The sequence below is a fragment of the Actinoplanes sp. HUAS TT8 genome, assembly GCF_051380535.1.
Classification (GTDB): domain Bacteria; phylum Actinomycetota; class Actinomycetes; order Mycobacteriales; family Micromonosporaceae; genus Actinoplanes.
The window spans coordinates 11,487,811-11,510,140 of sequence record NZ_CP195646.1; the positions used below are offsets into that span (position 1 = coordinate 11,487,811).

The window sequence follows — 22,330 nt, forward strand, 5'->3', positions numbered from 1 at the left end:
CACGCGGCTGTCGCTCGCCGCGCGATGCCCTTCGCGCGGTCGGCACGGCCCGCGCGACTCACGTCACGCGGTCGGCAGGAGCCGCGCGATGCCCTCGCGCGGTGAGCACAGCCCGCGCGATGCCCTCGCGCGGCCGGTAACAGCCGCGCGGCGTTACTCGCGCGGTCGGTAAGAGCCGCGCGATGCCCTCGCGTGGCGCACCGCGTGAGGGGACGAGACGCAGATGGTGACCGAGGACGAGGCGATGCGCCGCGCGATCGCGCTGGCCGGCCGTGGCCTCGGCACGACCAGCCCGAATCCGGTCGTCGGCTGCCTGCTCCTCGACGCGACCGGCGAGGTCGTCGGCGAGGGCTTCCACGCGTATGCCGGCGGCCCGCACGCCGAGATCGTCGCGCTGGCCCAGGCCGGTGAGCGGGCCCGCGGCGGCACCTGCGTCGTCACTCTGGAGCCGTGCAATCACACCGGCCGCACCGGCCCCTGCTCGGAGGCGCTGATCCAGGCCGGCCTGCGCCGGGTCGTGATCGCCGTGGACGATCCGAATCCGATCGCCTCCGGTGGTGCCGCGACGCTGCGCGCGTCCGGGATCCAGGTCGAGACCGGCCTGCGCCGTCCCGAGGCCGAGTTGGGCAACATCGCCTGGCTGACCGCCGTGCGCCGCACCCGCCCGTTCGTGACCTGGAAGTTCGCCGCCACGCTGGACGGCCGGTCGGCCGCCGCGGACGGGACGAGTCAGTGGGTCAGTTCGGCCGAGTCCCGTTTCGACGTGCACGAGCTGCGCAGCACGGTGGACGCGATCGTGGTCGGGGCGGGCACGGTGCTCGCCGACGACCCGCAGCTGACCGTCCGTGACCTGCGGGACGGGTCGCTCGCGATCAAGCAGCCGTTGCGTGTGGTCGTGGACTCCCACGGGCGTACGCCGGAGAACGCCCGTGTCCGTGATGCCGCCGCACCGACCTGGATCGTCACGGTGGCCGAGGCCGGCCGGGGCCCGGACGACCGGGTCGACCTGACCGCGGTCCTGACCGGCCTGTACGAGCGCGGCGTCCGCAACGTCCTGCTGGAGGGCGGCCCGACCCTGGCCGGCGCTTTCCTCGCGGCCGGCCTGGTCGATCGGGTTATCGGTTATGTCGCGCCGAAACTGCTCGGCGCCGGCCGGACCGCCCTGGTCGACGCCGGGATCGGCACGATCGCCGACGCCCTGGAGCTCGACTTCACCGACATCGCGCAGATCGGGGGCGACCTGCGCTTCACCGCCACGCTCCGTTCGAAGGAGAACTGAGGAATGTTCACCGGCATCGTCGAAGAACTGGGTGAGATCGTCCGTCTCACCGAGGGCGCCGAGGACTCCGCCGTCATCGCCGTCCGGGGGCCGCTGGTCACCTCGGACGCGGGCGATGGCGACTCGATCTCCGTCAACGGCGTCTGTCTCACCGTCATCGACAACGTCGACGGCGTGTTCACCGCCGACGTGATGGGCGAGACCCTGCGCCGTTCCTCGCTGGGCGCGTTGAAGGTCGGCAGCAACGTGAACCTGGAGCGGGCGGCCGCGCTCGGCAGCCGTCTCGGCGGTCACCTGGTGCAGGGTCACGTGGACGGCGTCGCGAAGCTGATCGCACGGGAGCCGGCCGACCAGTGGGAGGTCGTGACGTTCTCACTCCCCGCCGAGCTGGCGAGATATGTGGTCGAGAAGGGTTCGATCACGGTCGACGGTGTCTCCCTGACCGTCATGGCGGTCACGGACGACACGTTCTCGGTCGGGATGATCCCGGCCACCTCCAAGCACACCGTGCTGGGCAGCAAGGCCATCGGCGAGCCGGTCAACCTCGAGGTCGACGTGATCGCCAAGTACGTCGAGAAGATGCTGGGGAGCCGCAATGTCTGAGAGCATCGAGCGCGCGATCGCCGAGATCAAGGCCGGCCGGCCGGTGATCGTGGTGGACGACGAGGACCGGGAGAACGAGGGCGACCTCATCTTCGCGGCCGAGCACGCCACCCCGGAACTGGTCGCGTTCATGGTCCGCTACACGTCCGGGTACATCTGCGTCCCGCTTCCGGAGGCCGAGGCCGACCGCCTCGAACTGCCCCCGATGTACCACACCAACCAGGATGCCCGGGGAACGGCGTACGCGGTCACCGTCGACGCCAAGCACGGCGTCAGCACCGGCATCTCGGCCGCCGACCGGGCCCGGACCATCCGGTTGCTGGCCGCCGCGTCCTCGGAGCCCACCGATTTCAACCGCCCGGGCCACGTCGTGCCGCTGCGGGCCAAGAAGGGTGGCGTGCTGCGCCGTCCCGGGCACACCGAGGCCGCGATCGACCTCGCGGTGCTGGCCGGGTGCCGGCCGGCCGGTGTGCTGTGCGAGATGGTCAACGACGACGGCACCATGCAGCGCCGTCCGGACCTGGAGAAGTTCGCCGTCGAGCACGACCTGGTCCTGATCACCATCGCCGAGCTGGTGGCCTACCTGAGCGAGCGGGACGGCCGGCAGGTCGAGCGGGTCGTCGAGACCACCATGCCGACCGAGCACGGCGTCTTCACCGCGGTCGGCTACCGCTCCGAGGCCGACCACGGCGAGCACGTCGCCCTGGTCTACGGCGACCTCACCGACGGTGAGGACGTGCTGGTCCGGGTCCACTCGGAGTGCCTGACCGGCGACGTGTTCGGCTCCCGGCGCTGCGACTGCGGCCCGCAGCTGGACGCGGCCCTGGAGAAGGTGGCGGCGGCCGGCCGGGGCGTGGTGCTCTACATGCGCGGTCACGAGGGGCGCGGCATCGGGCTGTTGCACAAGCTCCAGGCGTACCAGTTGCAGGACCGCGGCTTCGACACCGTCGACGCGAACCTGGAGCTGGGTCTGCCGGCCGACGCGCGGGACTACGGTGTCGGCGCGCAGATCCTCTACGACCTGGGCGTGCGCTCGATGCGCCTGCTCACCAACAATCCGGCCAAGCGGGCCGGGCTGGAGGGCTACGGCCTGCGGGTCACCGGCCGCGAGGCGCTGCCGGTCCGCCTGCACCCGGAGAACGTGCGGTACCTGCGGACCAAGCGGGACCGGATGGGCCACCTGTTCGAGGCGTTGGGCTGACCGGCGCCCCGGACAGGCGGAAGATGACGACAAAGGGGGATTCCAATGGCCGGCTTCGGTGATCCACACACCCAGCCCGTCGACGCGGCCGGGCTGCGGCTCGGCATCGTCGGCTCACGCTGGCACAACGACCTGGTCGACCACATGATCGAGCGGGCCCGGGCGGCGGCCGAGGCGTGCGGCGTCACCGACGTGGTCGTGTCCCGGGTGGCCGGCTCGGTCGAGCTTCCGGTGGTCGCGCAGGCACTCGCGAAGCGCTGTGACGCCGTCGTGGCGCTCGGCGTGGTCATCAAGGGCGAGACCCAGCATTTCGAGTACGTGTGCGACGCCGTCACGTCCGGCCTGACCCGGGTCGCGCTGGACGAGCAGACGCCGGTCGCGCACGGTGTGCTGACCGTCCAGAGCCTCGGGCAGGCCCGCGACCGGGCCGGCCTGGAGGACTCGATCGAGGACAAGGGATGGCAGAGCACGGTCGCGGTTCTCGACGCCGCGCTCGCCATCCGCGAGGTCCAGAAGTATTAGAGCCGTCCCGCTTCGATGATGCGGGACAGGAACTGACGCGTTCGTGGCTCGACGGGGTCGCCCAGCACCTGCGACGGCGGCCCCTGTTCGAGGACGCGGCCGTTGTCGAGGAACGCGACCCGGTCGGCCACCTGCTTGGCGAAGCCCATCTCGTGGGTCGCCAGCACCATCGTCATGCCCTCGCCCTTGAGGTCCCGGATCATGGTGAGCACCTCGCCGACCAGTTCCGGGTCGAGCGCCGAGGTCACCTCGTCGAGCAGCAGCAGCCGCGGGCTGTTGACCAGCGCGCGGACGATCGCGACGCGCTGCTGCTGCCCGCCGGAGAGCCGGTCCGGGTAGGCCTTGGCCTTGTCGGCCAGCCCGACGCGCTCCAGCCAGGTCATGGCTTTCTCGCGCGCCTCGGCGGCGGCCCGCTTGTGCACCTTGGTGGGCGCCAGCGTGATGTTGTCCAGCACGGTCATGTGCGGGAACAGGTTGTAACTCTGAAAAACCAGACCGATCTTCCGACGTACGAGATCGGGGTTGATCTTGGGGTCGGTGATCTCCTCGCCGTCGAGACGGATCTCCCCGTCGTCGATCTCGGCGAGCAGGTTCACGCAGCGCAGCAGCGTCGACTTGCCCGAGCCGGAGGCGCCGATCAGGGCCACCACCTCGTGTTCGCCGACGTCCAGGCTGAGGTCGTCGAGGACCACGTGGTCACCGAACACCTTGCGCACGTTCGTGCAGGAGAGCAGCACGTCAGTTCCCCGCGTTCTGGGCTCGGATCGCCCGCAGCGTCACCCGGTCGGTGATCGCGATGAGCGGCAGTGCGAGCAGGATGAAGAGCACCGCGGCGACGACGTACGGCGTGAAGTTCGCGCTCTGGGCCGCGCCGATCTGGGCCGCGCGGATGGCGTCGATCGACCCGGCGAGCGAGATCAGCCCGACGTCCTTCTGCAGCGCGACGACGTCGTTGAGCAGCGCCGGCGTGACCCGCCGGACGGCCTGTGGCAGCACCACGTGGCGCATCGCCTGCCGGTAGGTGAGCCCGAGCGACCGCGCCGCCGCCACCTGGCTCGGGTGCACCGACTCGATGCCGGCCCGGAACACCTCGGCCAGGTACGCCCCGTAGGTGATCACGATCGCCGCGGCGCCGAGCACCACGACGTCCGGGGTGCCCTGCAGCCGCAGCCCGGGTAGCCCGAACGCGAACAGATAGATCGTGATGATCAAGGGCAGACCCCGGAAGGTGTACGTGTATCCGCCCGCCAGCACCCGCACCGGGAACGTGACCGGCCCGCGCGAGGTGCGCAGGATCGCCACGACGATCCCGAGCACCAGCGCGAGCGGCGCGCAGATCACGAACAGCCGGACGTTGAGCCAGAAGCCTTCCAGCACGTCCGGGAGGTACTTCGTGGCCGTGTCCAGGTTGAAGAACGACTGCTTGACCCGCGGCCATCCGGGTGAGCCGGTGATGCCGACGGCCAGGAGCACGCCGACGACGACGGTGGAGAGGGCGGCGAGCAGGACCGAGCGGATCGCCTGCCGGCGACGGAAGGCGAACCGCTCCTGCTGCCGAGGACTCGGTGCGTGGGTCACTTGAGCTCGGGCGCCCCGGAGTCGGAGAGCCAGGTCTTCTCCAGCACCGCGAGGGTGCCGTCCTGGCGCAGCTGGTCGACCGCCCCGCTGACGCAGCCGGTCAGCTTGGAGCCCTTGTCCAGCACCAGGCCGAACTGCTCGGGCACGCCGACCTGGGGCAGCTGGCCGACGATGACGCCGTCCTTGAGGTCGGCCGCGGTCATGTAGAACGCGGTCGGCAGGTCGACCACGATGCCGTCGACGGTGCCGTTCGCCAGGGCCGCCTTGGCGTCGTCGTTGGTGTTGAACACCGACGGCTTGGTGGTCGGCTTGATGATGTCGGTGACCGCCTGGTAGCTGGTCGTGCCGACCTGGGCGCCGAGCTTGGCGCCGGCCAGTTCGGCCAGCGTCTTGGCGTTCGCGATCTTGGAGCCCTTGGTGGTGATGACGGTCTGCCGGACCAGGTAGTACGGCGAGGAGAAGTCGACCGCCTGCTTGCGCTCGTCGGTGATGGAGAACTGGTTGATGTCGAAGTCGAACGTCTTCGGCCCGGGCGCGATCGCGTTGTTGAACGTCACCGACGTCCAGGCGACCTGGTCCTTGGTGTAGCCGAGACGCTGGGCCACGGCGTAGGCGACCGCGGACTCGAACCCGTCGCCACTGGCGGGCTTGTTGTCCTTGAACCACGGCTCGTAGGCCGGATTGTCGGTGCCGATCGTGAGCTTGCCGGCGGCCACGGTGCCGCCGAGAGCGCCCGACGGGCAGGCGTCGACCGACGCCGAGGGGGATGCGGACGTGGTGGTGTCGTCCTCGACCGGGGAACAGGCCGTGACGGAGGCGAGCGCCAGTGCGGCGCCGCCGATGAGGATGGGGGTGAAACGGCTGACCATGGCCGCAGCTTAAAAGACGTCCCACGGGCTGGGGCCGTTCGTAGTCGGACCGTAATGAGCTGCAACAATCGTCTCCCGTGAAGACGTTCGAAGAACTGTTCGCCGAGTTGCAGCGCAAGGCGGCGGAACAGACCCCCGGTTCGGGCACGGTCGCCGCGCTCGAACGCGGAGTCCACTTCATCGGGAAGAAGGTCGTCGAGGAGGCGGCCGAGTCCTGGATGGCGGCTGAGCACGAGGGCCCGGAACGGGCCGCCGAGGAGATCTCGCAGCTGCTCTACCAGGCACAGGTCCTGATGATCGCCACCGGTCTCGAGCTCAAGGACGTGTACCGACATCTCTGACGTGCGCCCCTGACCCGTCCGAGAGAACGAAGGAGCACGTCAATGCTGCGTATCGCCATTCCGAACAAGGGCACCCTCTCCGCGCCGGCCTCGCAGATGCTGAAGGACGCCGGTTACCGTCAGCGCACCGACCCGAAAGACCTGGTCTGTCGTGACGAAGCCAACAACGTCGAGTTCTTCTACCTGCGGCCGCGCGACATCGCCACGTACGTCGGTTCGGGTGACCTGGATCTCGGTATCACCGGCCGGGACCTGCTGGTCGACTCCGGGGTCCCGGCCACGGAACTGCTCGACCTGAACTTCGCCGGGGCCACATTCCGCTGGGCCGCCCCGGCCGGCACGCTGACCTCGGTGGATCAGCTGGGCGGCAAGCGGATCGCCACCGCGTTCCCCGGCCTGGTCGGCAGTTACCTGGACGAGCACGAGCTGAAGGCCGACGTGGTCCGCCTCGACGGCGCGGTCGAGAACGCCGTCCGTCTCGGGGTCGCCGACCTGATCGCCGACGTCGTCGAGACCGGCGCCACGCTGCGCCAGGCCGGCCTGGTCACGCTGGGCGAGCCGCTGATGCGCTCGTCGGCCATCCTGATCGGGCGGCAGGCCGAGCCGCCGGCCGGTGGCGCCCAGCTGCTGCGACGACTCAACGGTGTGCTGGTCGCCCGCAACTTCGTGATGCTGGCCTACGACGTCCGGGCCGACCTGCTGGACCAGGCCACCACCCTGACCCCGGGAATAGAGTCGCCCACGGTCTCGCCGCTGCACCGCGAGGGCTGGGTCGCCGTCGAGGCGATGGTCCAGCGCAGCCAGGTGCACAAGGTGATGGACGAGCTGTACGAGCTCGGCGCTCGTGCCATCCTGGTGACGGATATCGCCAACTGTAGGTTGTGATGACTGACGTGAGCTTTCGTCCGCAGAAGATCCGCTGGGTCGCCGGCGTGCTGGCGGCCGTCGTGGTCGTGTTCTTCACCGTGCTCAGCTTCGGGCTGCACGGGCAGGCCGGTTTCGAGAACGCGGGCCAGGTCGGCTCCGGCAGCTTCCAGCGGGGTGACCAGGCCGCGATGATCGGGCTGGGCGTCCTGCTCGGTCTCGGCATCCTCACGTTCTGCCGTCCCCGGGTGGTCGCCGACGACCAGGGCGTGCACGTGCGCAACGTGGTCGGCGGCTACGACCTGCCGTGGAACGTGGTGCGCGCGGTCCGGTTCGACCGCAACTCGCCGTGGGCGCAGCTGGAGCTGCTCGACGACGAGCAGGTGTCGATCCACGCGCTGCAGGCGGTCGACAAGGACTACGCGGTCGACGGCGTGCGGGCGCTCCGGGCGCTGCACTCGGCGGCGGCACAAGCCTGAGACCAGGCTCTGCGTCAGGGGTGACGCAGGGCCTGGTAAGCTTGCGGGCAGTCGACCACGCCATGCCGTGCCTCTGAATTCGAAAAGGCACTGCACGGCGCGAAAGAGGAGCCCGCTGGTTCCCACCCGAGTCACGGACGTGACTGGGTCCGGTCATCCGAGCAGGGAATATTTCCTGCCCGGGGCGCGTCCTCCCTTTGGACGCCGATGACCGGTCGAGCGGGCCTTGGCATGCGCGCCTGAGCTTTTGGTTCAGGACATGTGCCGAGGCCTTCTGCTTTCCCGGCCGTTCCCGCCGTCTGCGGGGAACGGGAACCGGGGCCGACCGACATTGGCAGATATAGGTACGTTCTGAGGAGGCCCCATCAGCGTCGAACCACGCGTGAACGAACAGATCCGGGCACGAGAGGTCCGTCTGGTCGGTCCGGAGGGTGAGCAGGTCGGCATCGTGCCGGTCGAGCGCGCGCTCCAACTGGCCGCGGATGTCGATCTGGACCTGGTCGAGGTTGCTCCGATGGCGCGGCCGCCGGTGTGCAAGCTCATGGACTTCGGCAAGTTCAAGTACGAGAGCGCACTGAAGGCCCGCGAAGCGCGGCGCAACCAGCAGCAGACCGTCATCAAGGAAATGAAGCTCAGGCCGAAGATCGACCCGCACGACTACGAGACCAAAAAGGGTCACGTGGTGCGGTTCCTCAAGGCGGGCGACAAGGTCAAGGTGACGATCATGTTCCGCGGTCGTGAGCAGAGCCGCCCCGAGCTGGGGTTCCGGCTTCTGCGCCGGCTCAGCGAGGAGATCTCCGAGCTCGGGTTCGTGGAAGCCAGCCCGAAGCAGGACGGCCGGAACATGATCATGGTGCTGGCACCGCACCGGGCCACGAAGGCCGCCGCGGTCGCCGCTACCGCGGCCGGGGCCAAGCCCGCCCGGGAGCCGCGTGAGGGCGAGGGTACCGAGGTTCCGCCGGCCGAGTCTGTCGAGACCACCGCACAGTAGTCAGCTTTTCCCCGTGTCCCCCTGGTCGCGGGGAAAGATCAGAAAGAGGCGTTTTAAGTGCCGAAGATGAAGAGCCACACCGGCATGGGCAAGCGGGTGAAGGTCACCGGCAAGGGCAAGATCGTGCGGGAGCTGACCGGCAAGCGCCACCTGCTCGAGCACAAGTCCTCCCACGTCACCCGTCGGATGACCGGCACTGTGGTTGTGGCCAAGGTCGACGTCCCGCGAGTGAAGAAGCTTCTGGGCCGCTGACGCGCGCCTGACACGTTCCCCTGTAAGGAGTACTTGAAATGGCACGCGTCAAGCGGGCGGTAAACGCCCAGAAGAAGCGCCGCACTCTGCTCGAGACCGCGAGCGGTTACCGCGGTCAGCGCTCCCGCCTGTACCGCAAGGCCAAGGAGCAGGTGCTGCACTCGATGCAGTACTCGTACCGTGACCGCCGTGACCGCAAGGGCGACTTCCGCCAGCTGTGGATCACCCGCATCAACGCGGCGGCCCGGGCCAACGGCATGACCTACAACCGCCTCATCCAGGGTCTGAAGCTGGCTGAGGTCGAGGTCGACCGCAAGATCCTGGCCGACCTGGCGGTCAACGACGCCGCCGCGTTCGCCGGCATCGTCGAGATCGCTCGCGCGGCCGTCGCGGCCGAGGGCACCGGCGGCGCGGCCGCTCAGGCTGCCTGAGTTTCTCTTCACGAGACGCCCCCCGAGCGATCGGGGGGCGTCTTGCTTTACAGGTCAGGAGCCATGTTCACACCGCGTACCCCCAGAATCGTCGCCGCCCGGCGCCTGCAACGCCGCCGCGACCGAGACCAGGCCCGGCGCTTCCTGGCCGAGGGCCCGCAGGCCGTCCGCGAGGCGCTCGCCGCCGGTGTCGTGCTCGAACTGTTCGGCACCCCGGCCGGCCTCGAACGGCACGCCGACCTGACCGCCCAGGCGCCCGAGGTCTCCCCGGTCACCGAGGAGGCCCTCGAAGCGCTGACCGAGACCGTGCACCCGCAGGGACTGGTCGCGCTCTGCGAGCAGGTGGACGTGCCGATCGGCGAGGCGCTGGCGAAACAGCCGCAGCTGGTCGCCGTGGTGGCCGAGATCCGGGACCCGGGCAACGCCGGGACGATCCTGCGCACCGCCGACGCCGCCGGGGCGAGCGCGGTCATCTTCGCCGGGGACGCGGTCGACCCGTACAACGGGAAATGTGTCCGGGCCTCGGCCGGTTCGCTGTTCCACGTGGACGTCGTCCGCGCCCCGCTCGACGTGCTCGATCTGCTCCAGGCGAGCGGCCTGCAGGTCCTGGCCACCAGCGGCACCGGTGACGACGACGTCGACTCGCTGCTCGACGGCGGTCTCCTGGGTGCACCGACCGCGTGGCTGTTCGGCTCCGAGGCGCACGGACTGCCGGCCGAGCTGCTCCAGGCCGCCGACCGCCGCGTCCGGGTGCCGATCTACGGTGGCGCGGAGAGCCTGAACCTGGCCGCCGCGGCCGCCGTCTGCCTGTATGCGAGTGCTCGCGCCCAACGCTGAGAGGTAGACTGGCCGCCATGTCAGGTCCGAGGGAACTGTTTATCCGGCCCGCTGGTCGCGGGCGCCGGATCTGACACATCTGCGCGACTCCCCGTGACCGGCGGGCTGCGGCCCAGCCGTGCCTCACTACACTGCCCGATGGCTCATCCGGTGTGAGGGAGTTCGCCCGACCATGTCCTACCGCAACGATCCGTACGATCCGAAGCAGGCCGTCCTGCTGGCGCCCGAGTCGCTCGAGGCCGCCGTCACCGACGCCGAGAAGGCGTTCGCGCAGGCCACCGATCTCGACGCGCTCGCGGCGCTGAAGCCCGCGCATCTCGGTGACCGTTCGCCGGTGTCGCTGGCCCGTCGCGAGATCGGCTCGCTGCCCCCGGCCGCGAAATCCGACGCCGGCAAGCGCGTCAACGTGGCCCGTCAGGCCGTCCAGGGCGCCTTCGACGCCCGCCAGGTCGAGCTCGAGGCCGACCGCGCCGCCCGGGTGCTGGTCGAGGAGCGGGTCGACGTCACCCTGCCGTGGGGTCGCCGCCCGCGCGGCGCCCGTCACCCGCTGACCACACTGATGGACCACATGGGCGACGTCTTCGTCGGCATGGGCTACGACATCGTCGACGGTCCCCAGCTGGAGCTGGAGTGGGCCAACTTCGACGCGCTCAACATCGGGCCGGACAATCCGGTCCGCGGCACCTCCGACACGTTCTTCGTGGACCTGCCCGGCCTGGTCATGCGGACGCACACGTCGCCCGGCCAGGTGCGCACGATGCTGTCCCGCAAGCCGCCGATCCGCGTCGTCAGCCCCGGCCGGGCCTACCGGACGGACGAGCTGGACGCCACCCACACCCCGGTCTTCCACCAGATCGAGGGCCTGGTCATCGACGAGGGCATCACGATGGCCCACCTGCGGGGCACGCTGGACCACTTCGCCCGGGCGATGTTCGGGCCGGACGCGCGGACCCGCTGGCGGCCGCACTACTTCCCGTTCACCGAGCCGTCGGGCGAGTTCGACGTCTGGTTCGCGCAGCACCGCGACGGCCCGCGCTGGGTCGAGTGGGGCGGCTGCGGCATGGTCAACCCGCGGGTGCTCGTCGCCTGCGGGATCGACCCGGACAAGTACTCCGGGTTCGCCTTCGGCATGGGTGTCGAGCGGACCCTGATGTTCCGCAACGGCGTCAGCGACATGCACGACATGGTCGAGGGCGACGTGCGGTTCACCACGAACTTCGGAATGGAGTCCTGAAGCGATGAAGACGTCACTGTCGTGGCTGCGTGAGTACGTCGCGCTGCCCGCGGACCTCACCGCCGAGCGGCTCGACCTGGCCCTGACCAACCTCGGCATGGAGGTCGAGTCGATCGTCGACCAGTCCGCGACGATCCAGGGTGACCTGGTCGTCGGCCGGGTGCTGACCATCGAGGAACTGACCGGGTTCAAGAAGCCGATCCGCTTCACCACCGTCGACGTCGGACGCGACGCGCCCCAGGAGATCGTCTGCGGCGCCCGCAACTTCGCCGAGGGCGACCTCGTCGTGGTCATCCTGCCCGGCGGCGAGCTGCCCGGCGGCTTCAAGATCGGGGCCCGCAAGACGTACGGGCGCAACTCCAACGGCATGATCTGCTCGGCCCGTGAGCTCGGCATCTCCGACGAGCACGACGGCATCATCGTGCTGCCCGCCGACGCGCCCGCGCCCGGCACCGACGCGCGCCCGGTCGTCGGGCTCGACGACGTGCTGGTCGAGGTCGAGATCACGCCGGACCGCGGCTACGAGATGAGCGTCCGCGGCATCGCCCGGGAACTGGCCACGCACTTCGGGGTGGCGTACAAGGATCCCGCCGCTCTGGAATTCGCCGGCCGGACCGCCGAATCCCCCTACGAGGTCACCATCGAGGACACCGTCGGGTGTGACCGGTTCTCGGCCCGCGTCGTGCGCGGCATCGACCCCGAGGCCAAGTCCCCGGAGTGGATGCAGCGCCGCCTGATCCAGGCCGGCATCCGCGCCATCTCGCTGCCGGTCGACATCACCAACTACCTGATGCTCGAGTTCGGCCAGCCGATGCACGTCTTCGACCTGCAGCGCCTGCGCGGCGGCCTGGTCGTGCGCCGCGCCCATCCGGGCGAGAAGCTGACCACCCTGGACGGTGTCGCGCGCGTGCTCGACGCCGAGGACATGGTGATCTGCGACGAGACCGGGCCGATCTCGCTGGCCGCGGTCATGGGCGGCGAGACCAGCGAGTGGCAGCCGGGCACGGTCGACGTGCTCCTGGAGGCCGCGCACTGGGACCCGGTGATGGTCGGGCGCACGGCCCGCCGGCACAAGCTGTTCAGCGAGGCCGCGAAGCGCTGGGAACGCGGCGTCGACCCGCAGGTCACCCTGGCCGCACTGGAACGCGCGGTCGCCATCCTGACCGAGCACGCCGGCGGCACCCCGGACGCGCGGGTCCTCGACCACGACCACGTCGTCCCGCCGGTCGCGATCCACCTGCCGGCCGACCTGCCGTCCCGGATCATCGGCCTGCCCTACGCCCCGGACCGGATCGCCGAACTGCTCACCGCGGTCGGCTGCACGGTCGCCGGCAGCGACGTCGTCCCGCCGAGCTGGCGGCCCGACCTGCTCGCCCCGATCGACCTGGTCGAGGAGGTGGCCCGGCTCGGCGGCTACAACGACATCCCGAGCGTGCTGCCGCCCACCGGTGCCAGCCACGGCCTCACCGCGGCCCAGCGACGTCGCCGTTCGGTCGGCCGGGCGCTGGCCGAGAACGGCTACGTCGAGGTGCTGTCCTACCCGTTCGTCGCACCCGGCGCCGCCGACCAGCTCGGGCTGCCCGCCGCCGACCCGCGCCGCAGCGCGGTCCGGCTCACCAACCCGCTGTCCGAGGAGGAGCCGCTGCTGCGGACCGCCCTGATCGGCCCGCTGCTCGGCACGCTCAAGCGCAACCTGGGCCGCGGTCAGCGCGACGTCGCCCTGTTCGAGGCCGGCACGGTCTTCCGGCCGCACCTGACGGCCGCTGCCCCGCAGCCGCTGGGCGTCGACCGGAGCCCCACCGCGGACGAGTGGGCGCAGGCCAACAAGATCGTCCCGGAGCAGCCGTGGCACCTCGCCGCGGTCCTCGCCGGCGACGTCGAACCGTCCGGCTGGTGGGGCGCCGGCCGCCCCGCGACCTGGGCCGACGCCATCGAGGCGGCCCGCATCGCGCTCAGCGCGGCCGGTGTTCCGGACACGTCCGTCACGGTCCGCGCGGACGAGCAGGCCCCGTGGCACCCGGGCCGCTGCGCCGCGATCGTCGTCGACGGCACGGTCGTCGGCCACGCCGGCGAACTGCACCCGGCCGTCATCTCCACCCTGGAGCTCCCCAAGCGCACCGCCGCCATGGAGCTCGACCTGGACGCCCTCCCGGACGCCCCGGTCGTCGACGCCGTCCGGATCTCCACGTTCCCGCCGGCCCTGATCGACGTGGCGCTGACCCTGGACGCCTCGGTCCCGGCCGAGGAGGTCCGTGCGGCTCTCGCCGCGGGCGCCGGTTCGCTGCTGGAATCGGTCACGCTCTTCGACGTGTACGAGTCTGCGCAGCTCGGCGAGGGGAAGCGGTCGCTGGCCTACAAGCTGACGTTCCGCGCTCCGGACCGCACGCTCACCTCGGAGGAGACCATCGCCGCCCGCGACGCCGCGGTCGCGGTCACGGCCTCCCGCTTCGGCGCCACGCTCCGCGGCGCCTGATCCGCTCATCCCCAGGAAGGCCCGCGGCCCCAAGCCGCGGGCCTTCCCCATTCGGTACGTCGCAAGCCCCCGCCCCACCCCTCCCTCCGCCACCCTGCCCGCTGCCAGCCCCGCAGCGCGCCCCACCCCCCCAACTGGCACTCACGGCTCCAAACCCACCCCGAAGCAGCCACCAGCACCAGCCGCGCGTGGCCAGCTGGCACTCACGGTTCCAAGCCCGCGCCGAAGCAGCCGTCAGTGCCAGCTGCGCGTGGCCAGCTGGTGCTCACGGTTCCAAGCCCGCGCTGGAGCAGCCGTCAGTGCCAGCTGCGCGTGGCCAGCTGGTGCTCACGGCTGCAAATCCGCGCTGGAGCAGCCGTGAGTGCCAGCTGCGTGAGGGCGGCTGGTGCTGATGGCTGCAACGTTGTGGGCGGGTTTGTTGGTTTGACCGCTACCGACTGACCACGTCGCCCTTTCGGGCCTCGCGTTTTGGCCGCGCCAGCGGCCTGCGAGGGTCGGGAGGGTCCCCGCGGGAGCGACGGTCTGTACCCCGGCCCACCTAGGACATGATGAATTTGATCTTGGGGGTTTCGGGGGAGATCGGCCCGGGCGAGGTCAGGAGGCCGGGTGGGTTTTGTCCAGCAGATCGAGGATTTCGGTGGTGGTGCCGAGTTCGCCGAGGCGGGGGAAGATGCGGTCGAGGCTGTTGGCGTGGGCTTCGGCGGTGAGGTCGGACATGGCGTCGGTGGCGAGGGTCACGTTGTAGCCGTGCTCGTAGGCGGCCCGGGCCGTCGACTCGACGCCGATGCTGGTGGCGATGCCGGTGAGGACGACCTGGGTGACGCCGCGGCGGCGCAGGTGCAGGTCGAGGTCGGTGCCGTGGAAGGCGCCCCAGTTGCGTTTGGTGACGATGATGTCGCCGTCGGCGCGGATTTCGTCGACGATCTCGCTGGAGTTGGCCGGCGGGGGAGTGCTCGGGGCCGGGCGCTGGGCCTGGGTGCGGCCGTGCGGGGCGTCCGATCCGTCCGCGGCGAAGGCGACCCGGACCAGGACGACCGGCAGGTTCCGGTCGCGGAAGGCGGCGGCGAGTTCGGCGGTGCGGGCGACGACGTCGGCGGCCGGGATCGGGGCGACCGGGCGGGTGACGATGCCGTGCTGCAGGTCGATGACGACCAGGGCGGTCTTCGGGTCGATGGTGGAGACGGTCATGCGGGGGTGCCTTTCGGTGCGGTGAGCGGACGGTCCGCTTCTTGTGAGGGCCGTAGGCGGCTCAGGGAACGGTCGGCGATGATCAGGATCAGGAGCAGGACGGCGACCACGATCAGGAAGATTCCGACCTCGTGCAGGCCGGCGGTGTCGGCGCCGTCGCGGAAGAACGCGCCGTAGGCGGCCGACGCGACCATCGCGCCCAGGTAGCTGAACGTGCGCAGCAGCCCGGCCGACGCCCCGATCCGAGCCGGATCGGCCTGGTAGTAGACGGCGTTCTGGTTGGCCAGACTGTGCAAACCCTGCGGCAGACCGCAGATCAGCGAGATCACCACGGTGATCCAGATCGGGCTGTGACCGTTCAGGATCAGCATCAGGGACGCGGCGACGATCTGTGCGACCGCGCCGACGACCAGCTTCGCCCGGAAGCCGGCCCGGCGCCCGGTGGCGGTCGACACCCCGATCGCGACGAGCGACATCGGCAGCAGGATCAGCCCGGCGTGCGACGCCGACAGGCCCCGGCCGGCCTCCAGCCACTGGGTGAAACCGTAGATCACCGCGTACGCGATGGTCTGCGCCAGCAGCGACCGGACATAGGTGGCGATGAGCGGCGCATTGCCCCCGAAGACCCGCAGGTCGATAAAAGGATCAGAAACCCGCATTTCCCGTACGGCGAAAGCAACCCCGGCGGCAACAGCCACCGCCAGAATCCACAGGTGGGTGACGGACGGCCCCATCAGGAACAGCATCAGCGCCGTGAGCGCCCCGGCGAACAACCCGATCCCCGGAACGTCGAACGACGCCGCCGACGGGGCCGGCCGATTCCGCGGCAGGTAGATGAAGCCGAGCACGAACGTGGCCAGCGCGATCGGGATGTTGACGGCGAACACCGTGCGCCAGCCGCCGGCCCCGATCAGCAGGCCGCCCAGCGTCGGCCCGACCACCACGATGGTCTGCGCGGAGACCGACAGCAGGGTCAGCACCGAGGCCGGGCTGTCGATGCCGGTGCGCCGGGACTCGCTGCGGATCAGGTACATGGCGGCGGGATAGCCGGCGCAGGTGCCCAGGCCGAGCAGGACCCGGGCCAGGACCAGCACGCCGAGGCTGGGGGCGAGGGTGCCGAGCAGCCCGGCCAGCCCGACCAGGGCCGAGCCGAGCAGGTGCAGCCGGCGCGCGCCGTAGCGGTCGACGAGTTTGCCGACCACCGGTTGGCCGGTGGCCGTGGCCAGGTAGAGCCCGGAGACCAGCCAGGCCGTCTCGGCCGGGGGAGCGCCGAACGCGATGCCGATCGGGATCAGGGCCACGGCCAGCATCGACGAGTTGACCGGGTTCAGAATCGACCCGAGCACCATCGGCGTGATCAGCCGCCGGTTGAATCCCACCATGCCCGAAGCCGCCGCCGCGCCGGAAGCCGTCCCGTCCGAAGCCGGCGCCCCGCCCGGGATCGGGTCGGCCGGCGCCGGGCTGTCCGAGGCCGCCCCGGTCGACCCGCTCGGAGTCGGGCTGGTCACAGCTCCGCCAGCCGGTCCATCAGGGCGGTCGCCTCCAGGAGCGTCTGCCGCTCGGCCTCGGTGAAGTGGTCGGCCAGCGACCGTGCCAGCCACTCCTCCCGCTGGCGCCGGGAGCCGGCGATCGCCTCGCGCCCGCCCTCGGTGAGCGAGATCAGCTGACGCCGCCCGTCGGTCGGGTCGGGCGCCCGCTGGATCACCCCGTGCTCGGTGAGCGCGGCCAGGATCGCGGCCATGGACTGCGGCCGGACCCGCTCGGCTGCGGCCAGGTCGCTCATCGAGGCGGGACCGCCGCGTTCGATGCGGCTGAGCACGGACGTCTGCGACGGGGTGAGGTCGCCCAGGGCGGCCACCTCGCGCAGGCGCCGGCGCAGCCGGCTGAAGGCCACCCGGATCTCACCGGCGGCCCGGCTCGCGGACGCGGGAATCTCGCTCATGCGTCCAACGGTAAATCCTTCAGCTAAAACTGACCAGTCCAGACTGAATAAATTTCAGTCCCACCAGAACTCCCACCGGTCGGCGCCGACCAGCTCGGCCGCATACTCCTCCAGCGACCCGGAGCCCTGCGTGATGTTGTCCGGGCAGAAGCCCAGATGCTCGGCCGCCACCCGCCGCGCATGATCGAGATCCCGGGGTGGTGCGGCCACACCGAGGACCATCGTGTCGAAGCCGAGCCCGACCAGCCGTGCCCCGAACCTCTCCTCCCAGCTGCGCAGCACCGCGGAGATCATGGCCGTGTCGTTCTCGTGGTTGAGCGGCCCGGACCAGCCGATCAGCGCGGGCGCGTCCGCACTCCGCTCGCAGGCGACCAGCCCCAGGCGGGCGCCCTTGACCCGGCCGAGGCCGACGAGCGTCTCGGCCAGCGCGGCGGCATGCTCCCCGGGTGGTCCGCCGCCCACCCCGGCCGGCGCCAGCCCGGGCCACCCGTCCAGGAACGGGGCGATGACCTCGCTCATCTCGTCGAAGTCCTCGCCCAGCGGCACCTGCCCGTCGAACCAGTCCCGGAGCAGCGCCCCCACGTCGTGATCGCCGGGTTTCGTCCGGACCAGCTCCGGGTGCAGCTCGTCGGTCTCCCACGGCCGGAAGGTGTCGCCCATCCCCTCCAGGAAGACGGGCCACAGCCCGGTGCTCCCGTACTGCGCGTGCACCGCGCCCCACCAGCCGGACCGGACCGGGTTCCGGCTGACCCAGAGAGGCCCTGCGCCGAGCGCCAGGCACCCCGGGCCGGATCCTTCGCCAGGGCCGGCGCTTCGTCTTTCCGCCTCCTGAAGAACATGCCCCGGACGCTAGTCACCGGGTCCGACACTTTTCGGCCGTTCCGGCCTGCGCCGGTCGTCGTCGCGCTGCCACCATGGTCCGGTGATCACGTTCCCGGTCGATGACGTCGAGCCGGCCCTCGGCGCCCTGCCGACCCGCCCGCTCTCCTCGCTGCACGAGGACGCTCTGTGGACCGCCGGCGACCCGGACCTGCCGGTGCTGCCGCCGACCGGCGTCCACCCGCTGCTCGGCGCGGTGACCCGGGCGTTCGCCGACCATCGCCCGCTGACCCTGTCCCCGGACGTGGTCTGGCTGACCGTGCTGCAGGGGGTCGCGCGGCACATCCGGGTGCACGCCGACGAGTTGCGGGACCGGCTGGTCGATCATCAGGGCCGTGAGCTGCTGAACGTCGTCGTCGACGGCCCGCCGGTCTGGCCGGACGTGGTGGCCGAGTTCGAGCGGAAGCTCCCGGCCGCGTTCGGTGACGTCTTCGCCCTCGACTTCTCGACCAGCTCGGCCCTGGACCGGATGGCCGGCCGGGTGGTGCTGATGGACGCCTGGTCGCCGTACTTCGCCTTTCGTCTGCAGACGCTCTGCGGCATCCCGTCGATCACGCTGACCGGGACGGCCGGGGACTGGCGCGTGATCCGGGAGCGGGTGGACCGCCTCGCCGGGATGGGGCTGGGCCTGGAGACGTGGTGCCGTTCGCTGGCCCCGATCGCCGATCACTTCGTGCGGGCCGCCGAGGGCGACGCCGACCCGGCCTTCTGGCCGCGGATCCTCAAACTGCGGCAGGAGTCCGGGGGCGACCGGGCGCCCGGCTGGGTGACCCGGTTCTACCCGTACCTGGGCGAGGACGACGAGCCCAATCCCCTGCTCGACCTTCCGATCGACGACGTCACTGGTCCCGGGATCCTGACCGACACCGTGGCGGCCACCCTCTCCCGCGTGAAGCTGCTCTACGAGAACCTGCTCACCGGGGAGCAGACCGTGCTGGCCCTGAATGCCGGGATCGTCGCGGTGACTCAGGGCGGCGACGGTTCGCTGCGGCCGGTCGTCGGCTGCCATCTCGTTCGTGACGTCTCCGACCTGGGCGCCGTGCTGGACCGGGTCGAGCGGGAGGGCCGGATGGGCGAGCCCGCCCAGCACCTGCCGTGGGTCGGCTCGATGGACCTGAGCGCGCTGTACGGCCGATTCGGATCAGGCAGCCTGTTCGACGGCGGCTGGCACCTGCGCGAGTTCGTCGACGTGGGGAGGTTCGACGCGGACCGCGCGGGGGACTGGTGGGCCTCACCGATCTTCGAGCTCGGTGACGGCCGGGCCGTGTCCGTGGCCGGGGAGTTCGGCAGCGAGCGCCGCTACTGGTTCGTCGCGCGCTGGCTCGGCGACGTGATGGCGGACGACCCCGCCGCTGCCCGGGTCTACGCGACCTCGCTGGCCGCCCTGCTGGAGGGCGCCCTGGACAACGGCGGGGACATCACTCAGATGGACAGTGGTTCCCTGGCTCAGTACTTGGCGATGTAGAGGCGCTGGCCGGCGGCCCGGAAGCCGACCCGCTCGTAGACCCGCCAGGAGTCGTCGCCGGACGCCTCCAGCCAGGCCACGTCGCCGCCGGCCGCGAACAGCCGCTCGGTGATCGCCGCGGTGATCGCCCCGGCCAGGCCGCGCCGGCGGAACTGCGGGCGGACGGCGATGCCGCCGACCTCGCTCAGGCCCTCGTTGGGCGCGACCGCGGTCCCGCCGCCGGCGTACTGCCCGTCGGCCGTCCGGGCCGCGACCTGCACCGCACCCTTCGCACGGTTGCGCCGGTAGCGCTCGACGTCGGCCGGGGTCGACGTGAAGCCGCCGCCGAACGCGTCGTTCTGCGCCGCGATCATGCCGGCCAGCTCGTCGTCGGTCTCCGGCTCGAACAGCTCGAAGCCCTCGGGCGCGGGCGGGACGGCCAGCGTCTCCGGTGTGCAGATCAGGTACTCGTTGCGGGACTCGACCGCGAAACCGGCGTCCAGCAGCAGTTTCTCCAGCTCGGGAGCGCAGCTGACGACGTACTCCAAGCGGGGTTTCAAAGCCTGGAAAGCCTGGACCAGGCCGCGTACGTCGGCCGGAGTGATCTCGGCGCCGGGAACCGGCGTCGCGTAGTTGATGTGGGGACTGTCGGTGCTCAGATCCAGCCCGAGCACGAACGGCCCGGATTCGACCGCGTCGGGCCGGTTACGAAGATTGGCGACGACAGAGCGCTGAATGCGCAGATCCATGGTGGGTTGACCCTTCCGAGGGCACGAGATCGAAAAAGAGAAGCGGAAAGCCGTTGGTGCGCGACGGGGCAATCATTGGCTTCACTCTTTCGAGCTCGTTCGAGCGCTCGTGGTCACACGCCTGACGCGTGGATCGCGGTCAGAATCTATCAGGCCGACGGCTTCGGCGCGGCCGCCGGACTCCGATGCCCGGCGGTGTCGACCGCCCGTACGCCGAAAAGCACGTTGTCCTTGGAAATGTCGACCGTGGCGGTGGCCACCTTGCCGACGGTCACCGCGTGGGTCCAGTCGGGCTCGGTCGTCTCCCGCCAGACGACCTCGTATCCGGCCAGGTCGGGCTCGGTGCCGAGGGTCCAGCGCAGCGTCGTCTCGTTGGTCAGCAGGGTCGTGTCGATGACCACCCCCTTGGGCGTGCCGGGGGCGTTCGCGAGGCTCCACAGGGTGGCCGCGTTGACCCGCGCGACCCCGGCGATGTACCCGAAGTCACAGAATTCGACCAGGTCGCCGTACTGCACGCCGTCGACCACCCGGACGTCCTGGTGCTCGTGGGCGAAGTTCTCCCGCGGCTCGGTGAAGCGGGCCGCCGGATAGCCCCGGAGCAGGAACGACACGTGATCGCTGCCGCGCAGGTAGCGGTCGCGCCGCCAGACGACCCGGACGTCCATGCCGGTCCGCGGGTTGGCCGCGACCTCGCCGACGAAGCGGCCGAGCTGCCGGGACGCGCCGTCGTTCTCCCCGCCGACGCTGCGCCGGGTGTTGGCCTCGGCGGCGGTCTCCGCGGTCGGCACACCCTCGACGAAGAGCCGGACGGTGTGCGGATCGGGGCGGCTGCCGTCGTGCGCGTCGCCGGTTCCGACGATGTCGTTGCTGAACGCGCCCTGCACGTCGGCGCCGGCGTCCTTGAAGGCCTGGGCCATGTGGTCGGAGCCGTAAAGTCCCTGCTCCTCGCCGGCCACCGCGGCGAACACCAGGGTCGCCTCGGGCTCCCGGCCGGCCAGGACGCGGGCCAGTTCGAGGATCACGGCGACCCCGGACGCGTCGTCGTCGGCGCCCGGGGCGTCGCTGGTGAAGTCCAGCACGTCGGTCACGCGGGAGTCGTAGTGGCCGGTGACCACGTAGATGCGCTCGGGGGTGACGCTGCCGCGCAGGGTGGCGATCACGTTGGTGATCACCGTGGGCGTGGGGACACGCGGCGAGACCGGCTGGACGAACGACTGCAGCTCGACGGTCATCCGGCCGTGCGACCTCTCGGCGTACGTCCGGAATTGTTCATGGATCCAGTCGCGGGCGGCGCCGATGCCGCGCACCGGGTCGTCCTGCGCGGAGAGCGTGTGCCGGGTGCCGAAGGCGGCCAGTCGCCGTACCGTCGCCTCGATCTTCTTCTCGTCGATCTCCCGCAGGATGGCCCGCAGCCCGGCATCGGGCAGGCGCCGGCGCGGGCCGGCCGCCTGCGCGGCCCGCGCCGGCGCGACCAGGGGTGCCGCGACCGCGGCGGACAGGAGCACACGCCGTCTCGTCATGCCTGACACTCTCGTCCACTCTGGACGAGATGTCCATGTTCGTCAATGTCAGATGGTGCCGTGCAGGTATCGCTGCACGGTCGGGCCGAGCCAGGCGATGGCGGCCTCGCGGTCCAGGTCGACGATGGGCGGCACCCGCAGCACGAATCGGCACAGGGCGAACCCCAGGATCTGGGTGGCGATCAGCCCGGCCCGGATCGGCGCCGACGACGGATCGGGGGCCAGCCGGGCCGCGATCGGGCCGACCTGGGCGGCGAAGATCTCCCGCATCCGTTGCGCCGCGGCCTCGTGGCTGACCGCGGCGCGGATCAGCGCCAGCAGGGTCTCGTCCTCGGACCAGCGGTCGAGGAAATGTTCCACGAGTGCGGCGCCGTGGTTCTCGACCGGGGTCTGCGTGAGCGGGGGCAGGCGCAGGTCGAACTCGGCGGCGGCCGCGAAGAGCTTCTCCTTGTTGCCGTAGTAGCGCATCACCAGGGACGGGTCGATGCGCGCGTCGGCGGCGATGGCGCGGATGGTGGCCCGCTCGAAACCGTCGGCGGCGAAGCGCTCGCGCGCCGCGGTGAGGATGGCGGCCCGGGTGGCGTCGGAGCGGCGTGGTGCTGTCATGCGCCCATCATGCCAACAAGCGTTGACGTCTGCTATGTTGTCAACAAG

At 70.9% G+C, this 22,330-nt stretch carries 24 protein-coding genes; 14 read left to right on the forward strand and 10 right to left on the reverse strand.

All coding sequences use genetic code 11. The features are described from left to right. Positions 1-223: 223 nt before the first annotated feature. The 4 genes from ribD to ribH are packed head-to-tail and all read left to right on the forward strand — an operon-like array spanning position 224 to position 3,605. Entirely contained in the window at positions 224-1,279 is a 1,056-nt protein-coding gene (gene ribD / locus ACSHV8_RS51320; RefSeq protein WP_436527930.1) for a bifunctional diaminohydroxyphosphoribosylaminopyrimidine deaminase/5-amino-6-(5-phosphoribosylamino)uracil reductase RibD, read from the forward strand. A gap of 3 nt (positions 1,280-1,282) precedes the next feature. Beyond that, complete coding sequence (locus ACSHV8_RS51325) at positions 1,283-1,882, forward strand: riboflavin synthase (RefSeq protein WP_436527932.1); 600 nt, start codon at positions 1,283-1,285, stop codon at positions 1,880-1,882. Next, positions 1,875-3,083 (forward strand): bifunctional 3,4-dihydroxy-2-butanone-4-phosphate synthase/GTP cyclohydrolase II, encoded by a 1,209-nt coding sequence (locus ACSHV8_RS51330; protein WP_436527934.1) that lies wholly within the window; start codon positions 1,875-1,877, stop codon positions 3,081-3,083. The genes ACSHV8_RS51325 and ACSHV8_RS51330 overlap by 8 nt, the downstream gene beginning before the upstream one ends. A 45-nt stretch (positions 3,084-3,128) precedes the next feature. After that, positions 3,129-3,605 (forward strand): 6,7-dimethyl-8-ribityllumazine synthase, encoded by a 477-nt coding sequence (ribH, locus tag ACSHV8_RS51335; RefSeq protein WP_436527935.1) that lies wholly within the window; start codon positions 3,129-3,131, stop codon positions 3,603-3,605. On the opposite strand, the gene ACSHV8_RS51340 is transcribed toward ribH, so the two are convergent. The 3 genes from ACSHV8_RS51340 to ACSHV8_RS51350 are packed head-to-tail and all read right to left on the reverse strand — an operon-like array spanning position 3,602 to position 6,052. Continuing rightward, positions 3,602-4,342, reverse strand: coding sequence for an amino acid ABC transporter ATP-binding protein (locus tag ACSHV8_RS51340; RefSeq protein ID WP_436527937.1), 741 nt, complete (start codon positions 4,340-4,342; stop codon positions 3,602-3,604). The genes ribH and ACSHV8_RS51340 overlap by 4 nt on opposite strands. A gap of 1 nt (position 4,343) precedes the next feature. Continuing rightward, on the reverse strand, positions 4,344-5,183 hold the full coding sequence (locus ACSHV8_RS51345) for an amino acid ABC transporter permease (protein ID WP_436527939.1): 840 nt from the start codon (positions 5,181-5,183) through the stop codon (positions 4,344-4,346). Continuing rightward, positions 5,180-6,052: an ABC transporter substrate-binding protein gene (locus ACSHV8_RS51350; protein WP_436527941.1), complete on the reverse strand. Its 873-nt coding sequence runs from the start codon at positions 6,050-6,052 to the stop codon at positions 5,180-5,182. Before ACSHV8_RS51350 ends, ACSHV8_RS51345 begins: the two co-directional genes overlap by 4 nt. A 77-nt stretch (positions 6,053-6,129) precedes the next feature. Here ACSHV8_RS51350 and ACSHV8_RS51355 point away from each other — a divergent pair, with 77 nt between their 5' ends. The 9 genes from ACSHV8_RS51355 (at position 6,130) to pheT (ending at position 13,954) form a co-directional block, all read left to right on the forward strand. Then, on the forward strand, positions 6,130-6,393 hold the full coding sequence (locus tag ACSHV8_RS51355; protein ID WP_067696625.1) for a phosphoribosyl-ATP diphosphatase: 264 nt from the start codon (positions 6,130-6,132) through the stop codon (positions 6,391-6,393). Positions 6,394-6,435: 42 nt separating this feature from the next. Next, positions 6,436-7,278 carry an ATP phosphoribosyltransferase gene (gene hisG, locus ACSHV8_RS51360; RefSeq protein ID WP_436527943.1) on the forward strand — a complete coding sequence of 281 codons (843 nt, stop codon included), beginning with the start codon at positions 6,436-6,438 and terminating at the stop codon, positions 7,276-7,278. Then, positions 7,278-7,736, forward strand: a complete 459-nt coding sequence (locus ACSHV8_RS51365) for a PH domain-containing protein (protein ID WP_436527945.1) — start codon at positions 7,278-7,280, stop codon at positions 7,734-7,736. The genes hisG and ACSHV8_RS51365 overlap by 1 nt, the downstream gene beginning before the upstream one ends. 382 nt (positions 7,737-8,118) lie before the next feature. Continuing rightward, positions 8,119-8,727: a translation initiation factor IF-3 gene (gene infC, locus ACSHV8_RS51370; protein ID WP_436527947.1), complete on the forward strand. Its 609-nt coding sequence runs from the start codon at positions 8,119-8,121 to the stop codon at positions 8,725-8,727. Between the two features lie 57 nt (positions 8,728-8,784). Beyond that, complete coding sequence (rpmI, locus tag ACSHV8_RS51375) at positions 8,785-8,979, forward strand: 50S ribosomal protein L35 (RefSeq protein ID WP_014693393.1); 195 nt, start codon at positions 8,785-8,787, stop codon at positions 8,977-8,979. Between the two features lie 38 nt (positions 8,980-9,017). Then, positions 9,018-9,410 carry a 50S ribosomal protein L20 gene (gene rplT / locus ACSHV8_RS51380; protein ID WP_361022615.1) on the forward strand — a complete coding sequence of 131 codons (393 nt, stop codon included), beginning with the start codon at positions 9,018-9,020 and terminating at the stop codon, positions 9,408-9,410. 63 nt (positions 9,411-9,473) lie between these two features. Further along, positions 9,474-10,247 carry a TrmH family RNA methyltransferase gene (locus tag ACSHV8_RS51385; protein ID WP_436527949.1) on the forward strand — a complete coding sequence of 258 codons (774 nt, stop codon included), beginning with the start codon at positions 9,474-9,476 and terminating at the stop codon, positions 10,245-10,247. 172 nt (positions 10,248-10,419) lie between these two features. Then, complete coding sequence (gene pheS, locus ACSHV8_RS51390) at positions 10,420-11,481, forward strand: phenylalanine--tRNA ligase subunit alpha (protein WP_436527951.1); 1,062 nt, start codon at positions 10,420-10,422, stop codon at positions 11,479-11,481. 4 nt (positions 11,482-11,485) lie between these two features. Continuing rightward, positions 11,486-13,954, forward strand: coding sequence for a phenylalanine--tRNA ligase subunit beta (pheT, locus tag ACSHV8_RS51395; RefSeq protein ID WP_436527953.1), 2,469 nt, complete (start codon positions 11,486-11,488; stop codon positions 13,952-13,954). 594 nt (positions 13,955-14,548) lie between these two features. Here pheT and ACSHV8_RS51400 read toward each other — a convergent pair. The 4 genes from ACSHV8_RS51400 to ACSHV8_RS51415 are packed head-to-tail and all read right to left on the reverse strand — an operon-like array spanning position 14,549 to position 17,795. After that, positions 14,549-15,142 (reverse strand): isochorismatase family protein, encoded by a 594-nt coding sequence (locus ACSHV8_RS51400; protein ID WP_436527955.1) that lies wholly within the window; start codon positions 15,140-15,142, stop codon positions 14,549-14,551. Next, entirely contained in the window at positions 15,139-16,650 is a 1,512-nt protein-coding gene (locus tag ACSHV8_RS51405) for an MFS transporter (RefSeq protein WP_436527957.1), read from the reverse strand. The genes ACSHV8_RS51400 and ACSHV8_RS51405 overlap by 4 nt, the downstream gene beginning before the upstream one ends. After that, positions 16,647-17,084 carry a MarR family winged helix-turn-helix transcriptional regulator gene (locus tag ACSHV8_RS51410; protein ID WP_436527959.1) on the reverse strand — a complete coding sequence of 146 codons (438 nt, stop codon included), beginning with the start codon at positions 17,082-17,084 and terminating at the stop codon, positions 16,647-16,649. The genes ACSHV8_RS51405 and ACSHV8_RS51410 overlap by 4 nt, the downstream gene beginning before the upstream one ends. A 54-nt stretch (positions 17,085-17,138) precedes the next feature. Then, positions 17,139-17,795, reverse strand: a complete 657-nt coding sequence (locus ACSHV8_RS51415; protein WP_436527961.1) for a DUF4253 domain-containing protein — start codon at positions 17,793-17,795, stop codon at positions 17,139-17,141. A gap of 211 nt (positions 17,796-18,006) precedes the next feature. Here ACSHV8_RS51415 and ACSHV8_RS51420 point away from each other — a divergent pair, with 211 nt between their 5' ends. After that, on the forward strand, positions 18,007-19,428 hold the full coding sequence (locus ACSHV8_RS51420) for a DUF4419 domain-containing protein (RefSeq protein WP_436527963.1): 1,422 nt from the start codon (positions 18,007-18,009) through the stop codon (positions 19,426-19,428). On the opposite strand, the gene ACSHV8_RS51425 is transcribed toward ACSHV8_RS51420, so the two are convergent. From ACSHV8_RS51425 to ACSHV8_RS51435, 3 genes are all read right to left on the reverse strand, one after another. Next, the gene (locus ACSHV8_RS51425) at positions 19,410-20,156 is read right to left on the reverse strand and encodes a GNAT family N-acetyltransferase (protein WP_436527965.1); all 747 of its coding nucleotides are present in this window, start codon (positions 20,154-20,156) and stop codon (positions 19,410-19,412) included. The two genes, ACSHV8_RS51420 and ACSHV8_RS51425, sit on opposite strands and share 19 nt — an antisense overlap. Before the next feature lie 149 nt (positions 20,157-20,305). Further along, a complete protein-coding gene (locus ACSHV8_RS51430) occupies positions 20,306-21,676 on the reverse strand; it encodes a M20/M25/M40 family metallo-hydrolase (RefSeq protein WP_436527967.1) in 1,371 nt (456 codons plus the stop codon). Positions 21,677-21,724: 48 nt separating this feature from the next. Next, a complete protein-coding gene (locus ACSHV8_RS51435) occupies positions 21,725-22,282 on the reverse strand; it encodes a TetR family transcriptional regulator (RefSeq protein WP_436527969.1) in 558 nt (185 codons plus the stop codon). Between the last annotated feature and the right edge of the window lie 48 nt (positions 22,283-22,330).